Genomic DNA, 17,142 nt, shown 5'->3' on the forward strand with positions numbered 1-17,142 from the left:
ACATCCGCTGGTACAACCACGAGCGCATCAAACGGTCGCTTGGTTGGATGAGTCCTGTACAATACCGTCAAAGCCAGGGAATGGCTGCGTGACCATCTCCAAGAAAATGTCCGCAGCCCCCAATCGGATGCGGATACATCCAAGGATATTATTTCTACCCTCCACTGCCGGTGAAACGGATGGAAACGCTGTTGGCCGAGCGTGCCGACAGTCGGCACTATTGGGATATGCCGTGCGATTACCTGCATCGCGATCATGTGACCGTTAACGGCCGGGTGCTGTTGGGCGCCTCCGCGTTGGTGGCCGACGCCTTTGAAATCCTGGCTGATGGTCTGGCGGAAATATCCCGGTTGAATGTGGCGACAGGCGAATACCGTGCCATCAAACGAGATGGGGTGATTCCCGATCCGGAAGTCGACGAATTCGGCGCCTACATGCGTGCGGTGGCCACCAACCGGGTGGTGCATCCTGACGATGCCGGACGGTTCTTCGACGATCTGAATCTGCCTTCACTCCGGGAACGGCTATACAGGCAGGAAACCATGCTGGGGATATACCGTAGCGAGGTATTGGCCAAAACCGGCGTAGTCACATTCGCGGTGATTCCCACTCACGCATGCTCCCCATCCAACCCTTGGGCTGTGGTGCTGGTCGGACAGAATCTGCCCACCGGACTATTGGCATGCGGCGATGCCGATAATTACCGCAGGGACTCGCTTACGGGGCTGCTCAACCGCAATGCCTACGATGACGACTTGGAGTACATCCAGGCCACGCATGACCAGCCGTTGACGGTGGTGTACGTCGACATGATCGGACTGCATGAAATCAACAACCATTTGGGGCATGCCAAGGGCGATTCGGCGTTGTGCGGACTTGCGGATGCGATGCGTGCCTGCTTCGGTGACGACAGGATCTACCGCATCGGAGGCGATGAGTTCGTGATCGTCAGCTGCAACCATACGGTGAGCCAAAGTATGCGTCGGATGGCGCGTATGCGTCGGGATTTTCTGGAAGGTGATTGGGATATATCCGTAGGCATGGCCGAATCCGATGATGGAGGGGATCTTCCAGACCTCATCAATCAGGCGGAAATCCGTATGCGCCAGGACAAGAAACAGTATTACGTCAATGGTGGAGGCAAACGCCAGCTCCGCATGCTCAACAACCGGCTTGAGAATATTTTGGTGCGCAATGATGATATGAAAATGCTGCTTGAATATCTGAATGTACGTTATCCGGTGTTATTTATAGTCAATCTGAATACCGATACGCAGCGTTCGATCATGGTGCCCGATTTCTTTCAGCGTATGCTTGATGATCATGGCGGTTCCTTCCGCGAAGCATTACGTGAGTTTTGCGATGTGAGGATTGCTCCCGAATATCAAGAAGGTCTCCTGCGACTGCTTGACTACGATGTCGTCCGTAGCCGGCTCAAGTCGGAAGGTGCAGTGCAATGCGGTTACGTGAAGAACGACGGTGAGCGGTTCATGTTGACGATTCTCGCCGACAACAGATCCACGGACAAGACCATGTGGGTGTTCGAACGTAAGGACCTGCCGTACGGAAGGGCAGGTTATTCGATGGATGATGGCACCCCCCCCCTACCGATTCTTAGGATGACAGAGATTATAAAAACTTATAAAAGAATATAAAGGGCGATTGCCGCGTTTGCCTGCGTGCGGTCTGGCTTGTTTTGTGCTGATCTTGGCTGAGAGCGAACCCCTCAGTCAGCCTGCAACCGATAACTCCCCTCACCAAGGGGAGCTGTCGTTTTTTACTCTGCATATGTGGATATCGTTGGTCGTTCCACCATAACTAGTGCGGAACAAGGGTTCGACTCGCACATTTCTTGTACGTAAAATGTGTTTTACTCGCACATTTTCTGTAGGAGATTGGGATTGGTCATGGATCGTGCGGCTATGAAGCAGCTTGAGGCTTGGAAGACGTCTCGAAATAGAAAGCCGCTCATTATCCGAGGCGCCCGTCAGACGGGCAAAACGTGGCTGTCGGAGGAGTTCGGGCGTACACGATATGAGGCAGTGGCGCGTATCGACCTCATGAACAATGAGCGTGCGAGGAGTTTCTTTGACGGCGATCTAGATGTGAGCAGGATATTGCGTAACATCAGCCTCGAAACAGGTGTTCCTATCACGACAGATACCTTGGTGCTCCTTGATGAGATTCAAGAATGTCCGCGTGCATTGACTGCGCTGAAGTATTTCTGCGAAGGTGCTCGTGAATATCACGTTATTGCGACTGGCTCCTACATGGGTATTGCCCGACATGCAGGCACTTCGTACCCGGTCGGCAAAGTCGATACGTTGACATTGCGTCCAATGGATTTCATGGAGTACCTTCGCGCCATCGGCCAAGGAATGATGGCCGATGCTATAAGCGACGGCACAGGTATTGCAGATTTGGATTCTGCAAAAAGGGACCTCCGGCGCGAAGCGGGCACTACCTTATTGGATATGGCAGTAGGGGTGTCTCTTTGCCCCTTTCACCATCTTGCAATAATTCTTTCATGTAAGAACTCTCTGTTAACATGTAAGAATTATTGCAAGATGGTGAAAGGGGATGCTCATGTTGCCGGCTAAAGAAAGTTTGACAGTTGAGTTCAAGAGCGAGCAGAAGCGCCCTCAATCGCATGATGAAATTGTTGACAACGTAGTGGCTCTAGCCAATACCGAAGGCGGCACACTGTATCTCGGTATTGAAGACGATGGCACTGTGACCGGCGTATGTGACGAGCATCGCAATATCAATGGACTTGCGGCACTAATTTTCAATAAGACTGTTCCGCAGCTTCCCGCTCGCGTGGCGCTCTTGTATGAGAACGAGGTGCCGATAGTCAGTATTGAGGTGGGTAACAGTCAGCAAATCGTGTCTACTAGTCAGGGGAAGACACTACAGCGCCGGCTGAAAGCAGACGGCTCACCTGAGGTCGTTCCGCTGTTTGTTTCCCAATTCATTAGCCGTTTATCTCAGCAACGGTTCTACGATTTCAGTGCGCAACCTGCCCCAGAGGCTCGGTTGGACGATTTGAATCCAGACTCACGGAACAAGTTGAGAAGCCATATTCGCAGTGCCAATGCGCAAAACTCGTTGTTGTCTTTTACGGATGAGGATTTCGATCGGGCACTTGAGCTGGTTGTTGATGGCCCGTATGGATTGCAGCCATCTGTTGCTGGTCTGCTCACCATTGGTTCGGTTGATGCTATTCATCGATCGATTCCAGCCGCATCGGCTGTTTTTCAAGTGATGAAAGGCATGTCTCCAAAGGTCAATATGGATCCGTTCGTGTTGCCCTTGGTGGATATGTTTGATCGTGTAGGCGAGCTGATGGAGCCGTGGAATCCCAGCCACGAAGTCATGAGCGGCTTGATTCGTGTCGATCTGCCAGACTTCGATCGAGGGGCATTCCGTGAGGCAATGATTAACGCTTTCTGCCATCGCGATTATGCACGAATGGGTTCGGTGAGGTTCCTGGTTGATGATGATGGGTTGACCATAGCTAATCCCGGAGGATTCATAGAGGGTGTCTCCGAAGATAACCTGCTTACTGCACAACCGCGTTCCCGTAATCCGCAGCTTGCTCTGATTTTGAAAGCTGCCGGATATGTTGAACGTACCGGGCGAGGTGTGGATACCATCTATGCCGGGTCGATTGCGGCAGGCGGTTCTTTCCCGGATTACTCGCAGTCCAGTGCCGAAGAAGTCATTCTGTTCCTCCGCCGTGTGGTGCCTGACGAGGCATTCGTGACCATGATTGGAGATGAGGAGCGTCGACGAGGAGCACCGTTGCCAGTCTGGTCGCTGATTGTGCTCTCACTACTGCGCGAGCATCGTAGGCTTACTGTGGTCCAGTTGTGTGATTTCTCCCATTTGGAGCATCGACGCATCGTGTCTGCTGTTGAGAATTTGGTGGAAGCTGGTTTGGTAGAGGGGGTCGGCAGTGGGAGCTCTCGCTCGTATATGCTGAGTGCCCAAGTGTACAAACGTTCAGAGGGGTTGGCGTCTTACGTGCGTCAGCGTGACATCGATGCCACCCGGCGCAGTGGCCTTGTTCTGGAGTTCGCCGAAAAAAATGATGGTGTCGTCACTACGGCGGATGTCATGGATCTATTCGGCCTGAGCTATATCAGTGCATACCGGTTGTTGAAGAAGCTCGAAGATGTGGGCAAGTTGCGCCGCGAGGGGAATGGGCCGTCATCCCGATACGTGTTGGGATGATTGGCGCGCGTGAAAGTAAGTTCTTTCATCACCTTGCAATAATTCTTTCATGTAAGAACTCTCTGTTTACATGTAAGAATTATTGCAAGATGATGAAAGATGCACGCAAAAACGGGGAAGCCCCGCTCACATCGAGCGGGGCTTCCTCATATGCGCTGGTGTGTAGATCAGCCCGTGTTCTGCAGGCCGGCAGCAACGCCTGAAACGGTGCAGAGGATCAGATAGATGAATCCTGCCTGCTGGCTTTGCGAGAGCTCTTCCTTGTCCACCTTCTTGCGCAGCGACTTGAGCGCCAGCACCTGGGTGACGGACAGCGCGTCCACATACGGCGAACGAATGCGGATGGCCTGGCCGAGCACGTGGCGGTGCTGCAGCGGCCACTTGTCACCCACGATGTCCAGAACCCACTTGCGGGTGAGCTCCATCTCCTCGAGCACCTTCTTGTTGAGGTCCTCGCGGTCGCCGAGGGCGAGGTACATCTTGGCGATGCGCTCGTCCGTCTTGGCGATGGACATCTCGATGTTGTCGATGAACGTGGAGAACAGTGGCCATTCCTCGTAGGCCTGACGCATGGTCTCCAGATCGCCGAACTTCTCGCATGCGGTACCGAGGCCGTACCAAGCGGCCAGGTTGATGCGTGCCTGAGCCCAGGAGAAGATCCACGGAATCGTACGCAAATCGTCTAGGGACTTGGCGCCAAGGCCGCGCTTGGCCGGGCGGGAGCCAATCGGCAGCAGACCGATTTCGGTCAGCGGCGTGACGATCGAGAACCACGGGGCGAAGCCATCGGTGTTCAGCAGGTCGAGGAAGCGGTTGTGCGCGGCCTCGTCGAGCTGAGCAGCCATGTCGGCGTACTTCTTGGTCATGTCGGTGTTGCGCTTCTCCACGCTCGGCGCGGACTGCAGCAGGGTTGCCGCAGCCACGGACTCGACGTGGCGGATGGCCAGCACCGGGTTGCCGTAGCGGGCGAAGATGACCTCGCCCTGCTCGGTGAGCTTGAAGCGGCACTTGACGGAACCGACCGGCTGGGCAAGCACCGCACGGTTGGCAGGGCCGCCACCACGACCGACGGCACCACCGCGGCCGTGGAACAAGGTCAGATCGATGTCGTGCGATTCGGCCCACTTGGCGATGCGCTCCTGAGCGGAGTGCAGGGCCAGCGTGGCGGAAGTCGGGCCGGCGTCCTTCGAGGAATCGGAGTAGCCGAGCATGACCTCGAGCTTGTTGCCGGTGGCCTTCAGGCGAGCCTGAACCTCGGGGATCTTAATCATTTCTTCGAGCACATCCACCGAGTTCTGCAAATCCTCAAGCTGCTCGAACAGCGGGATCACGTCGATGGTGGGCACATCCTCCGGGTGGGAGAATGCCAAGCGGTTGAGCTCGTAGACATCCTTGATGTTCTGGGCGCTCTTGGTGAAGGAGATGATGTAGCGGCGGGCGGCCTTGAGGCCGTTGCGCTTCTGGATGGCACCGAGAGCACGGAAGGTATCGAGCACCTCGTGCGTCATCGGCTGCAGTTCGCCGCGCTCGCCGTGCAGACCATGCTCGCGGATATCCGCAAGGGCGCGGGCGTGCACCACGGAGTGCTGACGGAACTCCATCTCCACCATGTGGAAGCCGAAGGTCTCGGTCTGCCAAATCAGATCCTGCAGCGGGCCGTAAGCGGAGCGCTTGGCGCCGGCCTCGGCCAGCGAACGCTGCACCACCTTGAGATCGTTGAGGAAGTCGTCGCAGGAGTGGTACATGAGGTCGGCATCGCGCTCGATGGTGTAATGCAGACGATCGGCCATCACCAGCATGACCGCGCGGTGCATCTCCTTGGTGGAGATCAGGGCGGCCTTGTCGGTCAGGCGCTCGCTCATTTCCTTCTGATGGCTCCACAGGTTCTTGAGCTCGGCGCTCGGCGGCGTGGTCTCGGCCTCCATCGTGAGGTTGCGGCCCACTGTACGGGTGGCTTCCTCGAGAGCGGCGATCACGTGATCGGAGAACTTGCGGGCCACAGCGCGGCTCACCTTGGCGGTGACGTTCGGGTTACCGTCACGGTCGGAGCCAATCCAGCTGCCCGGGTGGAAGAACGCGGGGCAGGCAGGTTCGACGAGTCCGGCCTGGTCGCCCAGAATCCAGTCGTCGAAGCGACGGTAGACCTTGGGGATGGTGTGGAACAGCGTGTTGTCGAAGATGTCGAGAATCGTGTCCGCTTCCTCAACCGGGGTCGGCTTCTTCAGCGCAATCGGAGAGGTGCGGAACAGGGCGTCGATCTCGTTGTAGAGACGGCGCAGGCATTCCTTCTTGTCCGAGCCGCCGAGAATCTTGTATTCCCCGAGCAATTCGGAGATGCGGCGGATCTTGCCTTCCACTGCCTTGCGGCGTGCTTCAGTGGGGTGCGCGGTGAAGACGGGGTGGAACTCAAGCTGGTCGAGCAGCTCCTTGGCCTTGGCCGGGCCCATCTCGTTGATGAGCTGGTGGTAGGCGACGGTGAGCTCGTTGATCGGATCGACCGCCTGCTCGCCGGATACGTTGTTCTCGCGCTCATGGAGCACGGAAACGCGGTAGTTCTCCTCGGACAGGTTTGCCAGATGGAAGTACGTGGCGAATGCGCGGGCCAGCAGCTGGGCATCGTGTAGCGTCATGTTGTCGATGACGTTCACGGCCTCTTTCAGGCCATCCTGTGCGGGGTTCGGATCCTCCAACTCGGCGAAGTGTTCAGCGCTGGCTTCCACCGAGTAATTACGCACGGTGTCGAACGTGGAGAGCAGTTCGGGGTTGTATTCGCCCAGTACGTCACGCAGGATCTTCAAACACAGATCCATGTCGTCCTTGAGGCTTTGGGGAAGATCATGCTCCTCGGGGCCCTTGCGGCCAGTTCCGGTGGTGACGATGGCGGCGTCAGCAGGAGTGATCTGTTCTTCTGGTGTTGCCATATAACCTCCTTTGCCGAATATCAGGTTGCTCGGTCTGACGGTCGTCCGCGGCTCCTCCGCGGTTGTTGAGGCCGTCCGTTGCGAGCCCACAGCCTGTATTCAACGTGGTTGTTGTGTGAGTAACAGTGTATCCCCACGAAATCGCCACTTACGTTACGAAGTCCATATAGTGCGCAGCGGTGATGTTCATTTCGGGGGGCATTTGCCCGAATATTGGACAACATATGGGACGATGTCCGAAGCGCGGAAAAATCAGGCATCAGGCGATTGCCGCAGGGGTAGGCGGGGAGTAGTAATGGACAACGTGAGCGAACAGAAGAAAAAAAATGCGCCTGAGGCGAAAGGCGCATCGGCCGTACGAAAATTCCACACCCACTCTATTCCGCTGGACATGGAAGACATTGCGCGTGACTGGGATAAGCCGGTGGTGGATGCCGGTATCGCGGCCAAGGCGAGCGTTATTGTGCGCGTTGGCATGCTGGATTTGGGGGCCGGCACTGGATCGTTCCGCGTGCGTGAGATGATGCACCGCATCGCCTATCCATTGGGCGTGCATGTGCGCGCCGATGTGAACCTGACGGACATCGAAGCTACCTGCACCGATGGCCGCAGTCGCATCACCGAAGTCGTGGATTTGCCGACTACCGGCGTGAACACCGAACGAATCTGGCTGCTTGAGCATTTTGCCGACTGGTTCTCCGTGAACCTCGGTAAGGGATCGATGTATCACGTCGATTCGCAGTTGTCTGATGGAGTGGTCAAACATCTTGATGAGCGCGATGCCTCGCAGTATTCGGCTGATCTGTCCAAGCGGCTGCGTGAACGGGCCAAGGCTCGTGCCGCTGCGGCCGACGGCAGCGTTGATGATGCTTTGGATGTGGCGTTGAGGGCCAAGGTCACGGTTACCTCTGTGGCTAAATCCTTGGATGATGACAACGAGGAAGCGCACCGTCTGCTGGCGGACAGCGAGAAGGTCACCCCGATTGAAGACAAGGCGGCCGAGGAAAAAGCCTACGATGATGCCGAGGTGTTCGCCGGCGATTCCAACGAGGCGGTCGAGGCGGCCAGTTCTGCCGGGGCCGAGAGCCTGATGCGGCATGAGGCGGGAAATGCTCCGGACAATGACGAGAACGCTGCCGGCGAGCCGGCGCGTTCTGACGGTTCGGGCGTGCGTGCATCGGAAGGTGACGCTGCAGATGCCGCGACTGAGCCGAGTTCGGCCAAACGCAAGAGTCGCGTGCCCAAGGAATACGCCGAACATTTCAACGAGCGTTCCGATGAAGAGAAGGCCAAGGGCGGCATCACTGTGCGTCAGGCACACGAGCGGCTCGATCTCATCGAGCGCCGCAAGCCGTTGTACAAACCGTGGTTCTCCGGCTTAGCCTCCGCTTTGGCTTGTGCGGCCTTCGTGTTCCTGCTCGGTGGTGGCCCGTATGACATGATTGGTGCGTTCGTAGGAGCGGGCCTTGGCCAGTGGATGCGCCGGCGACTATTCGCGCATCATCTGAACCAGTTCTTTGTCACCTTTGTATGTGTGGCTGCGGCGGCGCTCGCCTGCACGGGCACTTTGCGACTCATCGGCATCTTCGACCCGGTCGCACTTTCGCATGATACGGCCTATATCGGTGCCATGCTGTTCGTGATTCCGGGCTTCCCGCTTATCACCGGCGGCCTCGATATGGCCAAGATTGACTTCCCCTCTGGCATTCAGCGCGTGGCCTACGTGCTGTGCATCATCCTGATGGCCACGCTCGCAGGCTGGGCTGTGGCCGTGATGGTGCACCTGCACCCGGAAGGTTTCGAGCCGTTGGGATTGAACCCGTGGGTCAACGGTTTGCTGCGGTTCGTGGCGGCGTTCGTCGGCGTGTGGGGCTTCTCCGTGCTGTTCAATTCGCCGCAACGTATGTGCCTGACGGCCGCGCTGATTGGTGCAATCACCGACACGTTGCGTTTGGAATTGCAGGACTTCAGCGTGGCACCCGAGATGGCGACCTTCATCGGCGCATTCCTGGCGGGTATTCTGGCCTCTGCATGGCGTTCATCCGTCAGGCGCGGCTGGCTGCCACCGCACCTTGGCTATCCGCGCATCTGCCTGACTGTGCCGTCTATCGTAATCATGGTGCCCGGCTTGTATATGTACCGCGCGATGTGGTACCTCGGCAGCTTCGACACTGTCAATGCTCTGGATTGGGCATTCCGCGCATTTATGGTGATTGTCTGTTTGCCGATCGGTTTGGCGATGGCTCGCGTGGTCACCGATAAATCCTGGAGATACGACATTTAGCCGTTGTGCTGGCTCCCCTCGGGTGAGGGGAGCCAGGCAACATAACATAGCGTCTCAGTATGGTGACACTGGAAGGCGCTTGAGACCTTGCATCCATTACCATCGGGCGAAGTGCGTTGCAGTCGTGTTCATGGTTGTGGCGGCCGGCACGGCGCTGGTTCAGCGCCCATCACACATCAACACAAACTCATGCCATGGCGATAGCCGCTTGGCGTCATGATCGAGGAGGGTCGTTGGCCAACGATTTCTGGATTCTGCTGGCCATGGTCATCTATTTTGCGGCCATGCTGTCCATCGGATTCATCTACTCCAAGCGCTCCAACTCCTCCTCCAAGGAATACTTCGCGGGTGGTCGCGGCGTGGGGCCGTGGCTCACGGCACTAAGCGCCGAAGCCTCCGACATGAGCGGCTGGCTGCTCATGGGCCTGCCGGGCTTGGCCTACTTCACTGGCGCGGCCGATCCGATGTGGACTGCCATCGGCCTGGCTCTCGGTACCTATCTCAACTGGAAACTTGTGGCCCGCCGCTTGCGTCGCTACTCGGTGGTGGCCGGTGACGCCATCACTATTCCTGATTTCTTCGCCAAGCGATTCCATGACGAGAAGGGCGTGATTTCCACTATTGCGGCCGTAATCATCTTGGTGTTCTTCAGCGTGTATGTGGGCAGCTGCTTCGTGACGGTGGGCAAGCTGTTTGCCACGCTGTTCGGCTTCGACTACCACATCATGATGATCATCGGCGCGGTGGTCGTGTTCGTCTACACCGTGGTGGGTGGCTATCTGTCTGTGGTGATGACCGACTTCATTCAGGGCATGCTCATGTTCTTTGCGCTCGCGGTGGTGTTCATCGGCACTGTGGCCAGTGCAGGCGGCATCGACAACACCGTGGAATTCCTGCGCTCCATCCCCGGCTATCTCTCCGGCACGCAGGTGGCCGCGCCCAAGCTGGACCCGGCCACCGGTCAGCAACTGGTCGAGGCGGGGAAGGCCGTGTTTGGTGCGCCCTCCGATTATGGCATTATCACCATTATTTCCATGCTGGCGTGGGGCCTGGGCTACTTTGGCATGCCGCAGGTATTGGTGCGCTTCCTTTCCATCCGCAGCGTGGAGGAAGTGCGTAAGTCCCAAATCATCGCCACCTCTTGGTGTGTGATTTCGCTGGGCTGCGCAGTGTGCATCGGCCTGGTGGGTCGTGCCATGATGCCCACCGAACTGTTGACCTCCACCGACGCGGAAACCATTTTCATCGTGCTGGCGCAGACCCTGCTGCCGAGCTTCATGTGCGGCGTGGTGGTCTCCGGCATCTTTGCCGCCTCGATGAGCTCCAGCTCCTCGTATCTGATTATTGGCGCTTCGGCCATGGGCGAGAACATTTTTCGTGGATTGCTGCATAAGAAGGCCACGGACCGGCAAGTCATGATTGTGGCTCGTGTGACGCTGGTGGTTATGTTTCTGTTCGGCATTGTGGTGGCGTCTGACCAGAACTCTTCGATTTTCCAGGTCGTCTCCTATGCGTGGGCTGGTCTCGGCGCATCGTTTGGGCCATTGATGTTGTGCTCGCTGTATTGGCGTCGTGCCAACAAGGCCGGTGCCGTGGCCGGCATGTTGTCTGGTACGGCGACCGTGCTGATTTGGCATAACCTCGTCAAGCCTTTGGGTGGTGTGTTTGCCATTTACGAGCTGCTGCCTGCGTTCGTCATTTCGTTGCTGTTCATCGTGGTGGTCTCGCTGTTAACCGCCAAGCCGAATGAACGCATGCTTTACGAATTCGACCACTACATGGATGATCCGCTGCCTGGCACCCTGCCGTCCGGCACCGTGCTCGTCGACGAACCCATGGAAGCCATGGAGGCCGAAGTCCGCAGCGGCAAGTGACGCGTACCCGCTGCGCGGTTGGCTTGGCGCTTTATCCTTTGGCCCCGCGAAGTCGCATGAATTTGCCGGCTTCGTGGGGTTTCTTCGATGGAAGGATACATTTAGCCCGCTCTGCAAGGTCATCGCATCCACTGATGCCTCTTTGTTGAGAGAACGTTGGCGTCCCGCCCTGACGTTGGACCTCTTACGCAGTGATTCACATGGCAGAAGTTGCTTTTTTGTGGTTTAGCGGGAACTCTTTGGGCCAAAATGAGCTTCGAGGGGCTGATTTGGTCTCCGCCGAAGGTCTATCTCCGTTTCGAGGGGCTGGTCATCCACTAAACCGCGTGTATCAATACCCTTGCCCTAATGCCATTCTGCCGTTTTAGAGCTGCGTCTACTTGGGCATCAGCCCCTCGAAACGGAGATGGACCTCCCCAGAACACCAAATCAGCCCCTCGAAATAGATTTTGAACACCGTGTTGAGGTGCGGCTGTCTCTATTGAGCTATTCACGCGGCGTTATCGGAATAATTGGAAGCAGCGGCTCGACATTCAAACGTTTGTACAGCGGAATACGGCGTAATTTTCGGGCATCGCTGACCTGTCGAATGGTCTGCCGCGTAGTGAGCTGAACCGTTTTGCCCGTGACCTCTTGTATCCTTTCGGCGACTCTTCGGGCAAGAGCCTCTTCTCCCGCTTCATCGCCAATGTCTAATTTGGTAACTTGAATGTACTTCCAACCGGCATCCTCTATCATTTGACGGCGTCGTGCGTCGTTCAGCCATTGTCCGGCGTGATGTGAGCCCTCGTATTCGATGCATATCTTGAATTCGGGGTACGCAAGGTCAAGATATATGGGTTTGGTGTTGTTCCCTACGAATATCGGGTAATTCACTAGTGGGCAATCCAAGCCATATTTCATGAGAGCCAGGCGGGTTCGTGTTTCCATGGAGGAATCCGTGCCGGCGCGTGCCAAAAGTAGAGCGTGGCGGCACTTCTTATATCCGCGGAACAGATACGAATTAGCGCCGCTCTCTTTAACGGCGCGTACTTGAGCCTCGACCTCGTCGAGATACAGAGACAAATTATCTGAGGTTGTTCTGCAGAGTCTTCGATCTCGGCGCATCATGGAATCTGCGAGAACGACAAGTTCCTCAAGTTCAAGATACGCGGCGAACATGGCCCATGTGCAAGCCGGCGAAGTACATGTGAACTGCCCGTCAACCATGACCGTGTCTAGTGGGAAAGGCCATACAACCACTTTGATTCCCACAACGTGTCGCTTGGCATTGGCGTGTGGAACCGCAACAATGGTTGCAGTTGCAAGGCCTCTGTGTTTGCTCAATATGCGGGGCGCCTCGATTGATAAAAGCTCCAACGCCGTTGTCAGGGCATAGGGCGGTCGCCAGCCGCTTCGCCGTTGCACATCTGCACACGTCTGCATTCGTTGATATTTCTGCATTGTCAGCTCTGTCAATGCGATTGAGCTGCCCATGATGATCACCCCCTCGTGATGTTCTGCTTTGTGTTTGAGAAGTGTAGGGGTTGACTGCCCGCTCTGTCTACCGCCTCAATTTTTCGGTGGATAGATGTGGATAAGTCAGTGGATAACTGGGGGTATTCGTTGAGGTCTGTCAGACCAGTGTGGCTCCGAATACATTGGATAAGTCATGCGGAGCCCTAAATGAGGCCTGCCCCTGCCCCTTGCGCACGCCCTCCTTACCGCTGGTTCTGGTTCACGTGGGGTGATGGGCGCGGGGAGGTGGAACCCGTGCCCTTTGTAGGTGAACCAGCGCGTTGGTCTAACAGTCCCATTCATGTTGGCTGCAGGACATCCGTGATTACAAGGAACGCAGGGATTTGCGGGTCCGATGGCGGGGCACCATCGACGGCATGATTAAGCTTGAACGAAATCCCCATGGCGTTCAAGCAAAGGTGGCATGATGGCGGGTATGAGTAGCTTGGTGCGTATTGTCAATGCCGGTGTTCCGGGGTCTCAGGACCGCGTGGACGTGGTTCTTCGCGATGGGGTTGTTGCGTCCGTCAATCCTGCCGGAACGGACCTAGCCTCGCATGGCGCAATGCCGGCTGGAGCGCATACGGCATTCTCGGCGCACACGTCGAACGCCGCTGACACCGGCAGCGCCCCGACTCCAACGCCAGCCGCCGCACCTGCTGACGAAACCACCATCAATGCGGATGGCCTGTGGATCATCCCCGGCCTGTGGGACTGCCATACGCACTTCACGCAATGGGCCAAGACGTTGGGCCGTCTGGATCTCATCAACACTCGCTCGGCTGCTGAGGCGATGGATATGCTGCACCGTCACTTGGACGAGCGCCGCGCCGCCGGCACGCTTGACCCGGATGCCTTCGTAGTGGGCATGCGATTCCGTCACTCGCTGTGGGCTGATGGTGAGCAGCCCACGTTAGCCGCCATCGACGCCGTGACCGGCGACCAGCCGGTGGCCCTCTCCAGCGCGGACATGCACTGCGGTTGGGTGAACTCTGCCGCGGCTCGCAGACTTGGCGTACATGTGGACGAATCCGGACTGGTCGGCGAGCTCGAATGGTTTAACGCCTACACCACCTTCGACAAAGCACCGGGCGCCGCCGAGGAGACCGATCGTCTGCTGCGCGAGGCCGAACAGGACGCCGCAAGCAAGGGCGTGGTCGGCATCCGCGATTATGAGATGGCCGAAAACATCGACACGTGGATTAATCGTTTCGCGGCTGGTATCAATGGCTTGCGTGTGGACGCCGGTGTATATCCCGAACGGCTACAAGTCGCCATCGATGCAGGGTGGCATACCGGCAAGGAATTGCCGGGCAGTGCCGGGCTTGGCCATGTAGGCGCCATGAAGCTCATCTCGGACGGCTCGCTCAACACCCGCTCTGCCTACTGTTCCACGTCGTATTCGGGCATCGAGCCGCCGACGTATGGCACCCTGAGCTACACGCCACAGCAAATTGAAGACTATATGCGCTTGGCCACCGAGCATGGCTTCGATATTGCCTGCCACGCCATTGGCGACGAAGCGAACACCATTGTGCTCAACGCAGCAGCTGCCACGCACGCACATGGATCGATCGAGCACGCGCAGATGCTCAAGCCCGTCGATATCCCACGCTTTGCCGAGTTGGGCCTTACGGCCAGCATCCAGCCGCAGCATGCCATGGATGACCGCGACGTCATTACCCGTTTCTGGGCCAATCCGGCTGGTATCCCCTATCCGTTCAAAGCCCTTCATGACGCAGGTGCCATGCTGCGCATGGGTTCCGACGCGCCTGTGGCCCCACTGGACCCGTGGCTGGCCATTTCCGCCGCCGTGTTCGGCACCGAAAGCTCCGATCGCGAGCCGTTCCAGCCCGAGCAGTGCCTCGATGTGCGCACCTCACTGGCGGCTTCGACCGCAATGGGTCGTGACCATCTCGCAGTCGGCGACCCGGCTGATGTGGTATTACTCGACACTGACCCGTACTTCGTGTCCGCTCCTGAAGCCATGCGTGCTATGTCGGAACATGTCGTAATGACGTTGTTGCGCGGGGAACGTATGTATTGATGCAATCCATCGCATGAAGTGACTAGATGCCTATTTCGGCGGTCGTGTTATACGAAGAGTGGCGTTGAATTTTCGAATTGAGAGCTACGAGCGTCTGATTTTCCGTTTCAAGGGGCGGATTTGAGTTTCTCCGGAGGTCTATTTCCGTTTCAAGGGGCTGCTCATTCGCTGAACCTTCAGTAGGAACCCATCTGTACTAACGTCATTCCGCCATTTTCATGCCGTGTCTACTTGGGCATCAGCCCCTTGAAACGGAGATAGACCTCCAGAAAACACGAAATCAGCCCCTCGAAACGGAGATAGGGCAGCAGAAACCGTCATGAAGCACGAATAAGGGTTTTTGGCGAGCAAGCTCTGTCATGTTTGCAATGGACTCTGTTCGGATCTCATGCTGTGAGGTAGGTTTGCGCGCCCATGCGCGCTATTTTGACTATACGATGGCGTGAAATCAGCGGCCTGCTGTGTCGCAATGCAAAAACGCCGTGTCGATCCCAGTTGAGGCGACACGGCGCTTGCTGCGAGTAACGGAAAAAATCAGTACTTCATGCCCATGGCCTCACGCACCTGGTCGAGGGTTTCCTCGGCGATGGCGTTGGCGCGCTTGTTGCCGTCGTGCAGGATGTCGCGGATGGAATCCATGTCCTTGGCCAGTTCAGCGCGGCGCTCGCGGTGCGGGGCCAGGAACTCGTTGACGGACTCGATGACGTACGCCTTCAGCGCGCCGGCACCGGAATCGCCGATCTCCTCGGCGATGTCCTTCGGGTCACGGCCGGTCACCAGACCGGCGGTGGTCAGCAGGGCGGAGACCTGCGGACGCGCAACCGGGTCGAAGGTGATGCGACGCTCGGAGTCGGTTGGGCTCTTCTTGATAAGCTTGGCGGTCTCCTCGGCTGTGGCGCCCAGCATGATGGAGTTGCCATATGACTTGCTCATCTTGCGTCCGTCAAGACCCGGAATCTCCGGCGCTTCGGACAGAATTGCGGCCGGCTCCGGGAACACCGGATTCTTCTTGGCGTAATGCTCGTTGAAGCGGCGCGCAATGGTACGGGTGATTTCCACGTGCGGCAGGTTGTCCTTGCCGATTGGCACGACATTGGCCTTGCAGAAGAGGATGTCGCACGCCTGATGCACCGGATAGGTGAGCAGCAGGCCGGTCAGCGCGTGGCCGGAAGCCTCCATCTCGGACTTCACGGTCGGGTTGCGGTGCAGCTCGGCCTCGGTGACCAGGGACAGGAACGGCAGCAGCAGCTGGTTCTCGGCCGGCACGGCGGAGTGGGTGAACATCATGGTCTTGTTCGGGTCAATGCCGGCGGCCATGTAGTCGAGCACCAGGTTCAGCACGTTGTCCTGAATGTGCTCGGTGGTGTCGCGGTCGGTGATCACCTGATAGTCGGCGATGATGATGTTCGTGTTCACGCCGCGCTCCTGCATGGCGACGCGCTCGCGAATCGAGCCAAAGTAGTGGCCCAAGTGCAGGCGGCCGGTCGGCCGGTCGCCGGTCAGCATGGTGAAGCTCGACGGCTTGGCCTCAAGCTTGGCAAGCGTTTCGTCCGAACGCTTCTTCGCCGCGAGGAAGCTCGCGCTCATCTCATTGCCTGCCGCTGTCAGTTGCTGCTCGTCGGTCATGCGAAATCCTTTGAATAGGCCTCAGATAAACGCTTTTTATGGTAAAAGTGTGAGCCGACAACGAACAAGCCAGTATTAGTGGTACTCTCTATTGTTGATGAATCGAACAGCACAGTAATTCGCAGGGGGTCAGATGGGCCGCGGACGTCAAAAAGCAAAACAGCAGAAAATTGCCCGAAAGCTCAAGTACCTGACCACCGATACCGATTACGATGAGCTGGCAAAAGAGCTAAGCGAGCAGGAGCCGGGAACGGGCTCTCCTGACCCGTTTGCCGACGTTGATGACCAGTATGCGGACAAGGATGTGGATTCCGCTGCTGACGCCGACGCCGCCAAGGTCTCGCCCGCCGCGCAGGCGGACGACCTCGACGAGTACGCCAAGTGGGCAGCCGAAGCCGCCGCAAAGGCGACCAGCGGCGAATTCCCGGCCTCCGCGCCGGCCGCGCCCAAGCCGAAGCCGGCCCCGCGCAAGCCGATTCCGATGCCCATGCCCTCAGCGCTGAAGCCGAAGAAGAGCTGAACTCCATTACTTATTAGCCGCGGACCGATTGACTTACGCGGCGATATTTGGGGTGCACTGAGGCGTGCTGAGACGTTCGCCGTATCGGGCTTGGAATTCTTGACGTGATAGCGCCTTTGTGCAGTTTGAATGCGCGA

General features: G+C 57.5%; 10 protein-coding genes and 1 pseudogene. 8 read left to right on the forward strand and 3 right to left on the reverse strand.

The window, feature by feature from the left end; all coding sequences use genetic code 11:
• The first annotated feature begins 2 nt into the window (after window positions 1-2).
• The 4 genes and pseudogenes from NBH12_RS08860 to NBH12_RS08875 all read left to right on the forward strand — a co-directional run bounded on the left by NBH12_RS08860 (window position 3) and on the right by NBH12_RS08875 (window position 4,236).
• Window positions 3-92 carry an IS3 family transposase gene (locus tag NBH12_RS08860; RefSeq protein WP_502801743.1) on the forward strand — a complete coding sequence of 30 codons (90 nt, stop codon included), beginning with the start codon at window positions 3-5 and terminating at the stop codon, window positions 90-92.
• Window positions 93-122: 30 nt separating this feature from the next.
• Window positions 123-1,655, forward strand: a pseudogene (locus NBH12_RS08865) (GGDEF domain-containing protein); the annotation flags it as partial.
• Window positions 1,656-1,922: 267 nt separating this feature from the next.
• Window positions 1,923-2,600: an AAA family ATPase gene (locus NBH12_RS08870; RefSeq protein WP_230578529.1), complete on the forward strand. Its 678-nt coding sequence runs from the start codon at window positions 1,923-1,925 to the stop codon at window positions 2,598-2,600.
• The gene (locus NBH12_RS08875; protein WP_250819378.1) at window positions 2,581-4,236 is read left to right on the forward strand and encodes an RNA-binding domain-containing protein; all 1,656 of its coding nucleotides are present in this window, start codon (window positions 2,581-2,583) and stop codon (window positions 4,234-4,236) included. Before NBH12_RS08870 ends, NBH12_RS08875 begins: the two co-directional genes overlap by 20 nt.
• Before the next feature lie 167 nt (window positions 4,237-4,403).
• On the opposite strand, the gene NBH12_RS08880 is transcribed toward NBH12_RS08875, so the two are convergent.
• A complete protein-coding gene (locus NBH12_RS08880) occupies window positions 4,404-7,157 on the reverse strand; it encodes a phosphoenolpyruvate carboxylase (RefSeq protein WP_021648903.1) in 2,754 nt (917 codons plus the stop codon).
• A gap of 295 nt (window positions 7,158-7,452) precedes the next feature.
• On the opposite strand from NBH12_RS08880, the gene NBH12_RS08885 reads away from it, so the two are divergent.
• Entirely contained in the window at window positions 7,453-9,441 is a 1,989-nt protein-coding gene (locus NBH12_RS08885; protein WP_025341485.1) for a threonine/serine exporter family protein, read from the forward strand.
• A 233-nt stretch (window positions 9,442-9,674) separates the two neighbouring features.
• The gene (locus tag NBH12_RS08890) at window positions 9,675-11,315 is read left to right on the forward strand and encodes a sodium/proline symporter (protein WP_025300922.1); all 1,641 of its coding nucleotides are present in this window, start codon (window positions 9,675-9,677) and stop codon (window positions 11,313-11,315) included.
• Window positions 11,316-11,801: 486 nt separating this feature from the next.
• Here the strand turns inward: NBH12_RS08890 and NBH12_RS08895 are convergent, their stop codons facing one another.
• The gene (locus tag NBH12_RS08895) at window positions 11,802-12,791 is read right to left on the reverse strand and encodes a putative endonuclease domain-containing protein (protein WP_003827909.1); all 990 of its coding nucleotides are present in this window, start codon (window positions 12,789-12,791) and stop codon (window positions 11,802-11,804) included.
• Window positions 12,792-13,239: 448 nt separating this feature from the next.
• Here NBH12_RS08895 and NBH12_RS08900 point away from each other — a divergent pair, with 448 nt between their 5' ends.
• A complete protein-coding gene (locus NBH12_RS08900) occupies window positions 13,240-14,859 on the forward strand; it encodes an amidohydrolase (RefSeq protein ID WP_250819416.1) in 1,620 nt (539 codons plus the stop codon).
• A 534-nt stretch (window positions 14,860-15,393) separates the two neighbouring features.
• Here the strand turns inward: NBH12_RS08900 and trpS are convergent.
• Complete coding sequence (gene trpS / locus NBH12_RS08905) at window positions 15,394-16,485, reverse strand: tryptophan--tRNA ligase (protein WP_025299443.1); 1,092 nt, start codon at window positions 16,483-16,485, stop codon at window positions 15,394-15,396.
• 133 nt (window positions 16,486-16,618) lie between these two features.
• Between trpS and NBH12_RS08910 the strand changes: the two genes are divergently transcribed.
• Window positions 16,619-17,005, forward strand: coding sequence for a DUF3073 domain-containing protein (locus NBH12_RS08910; protein WP_003827912.1), 387 nt, complete (start codon window positions 16,619-16,621; stop codon window positions 17,003-17,005).
• Window positions 17,006-17,142: the final 137 nt, after the last annotated feature.

Source organism: Bifidobacterium sp. M3-N-101 (genome assembly GCF_023656805.1).
In the GTDB taxonomy this organism is placed as follows: Bacteria; Actinomycetota; Actinomycetes; order Actinomycetales; family Bifidobacteriaceae; genus Bifidobacterium; species Bifidobacterium breve.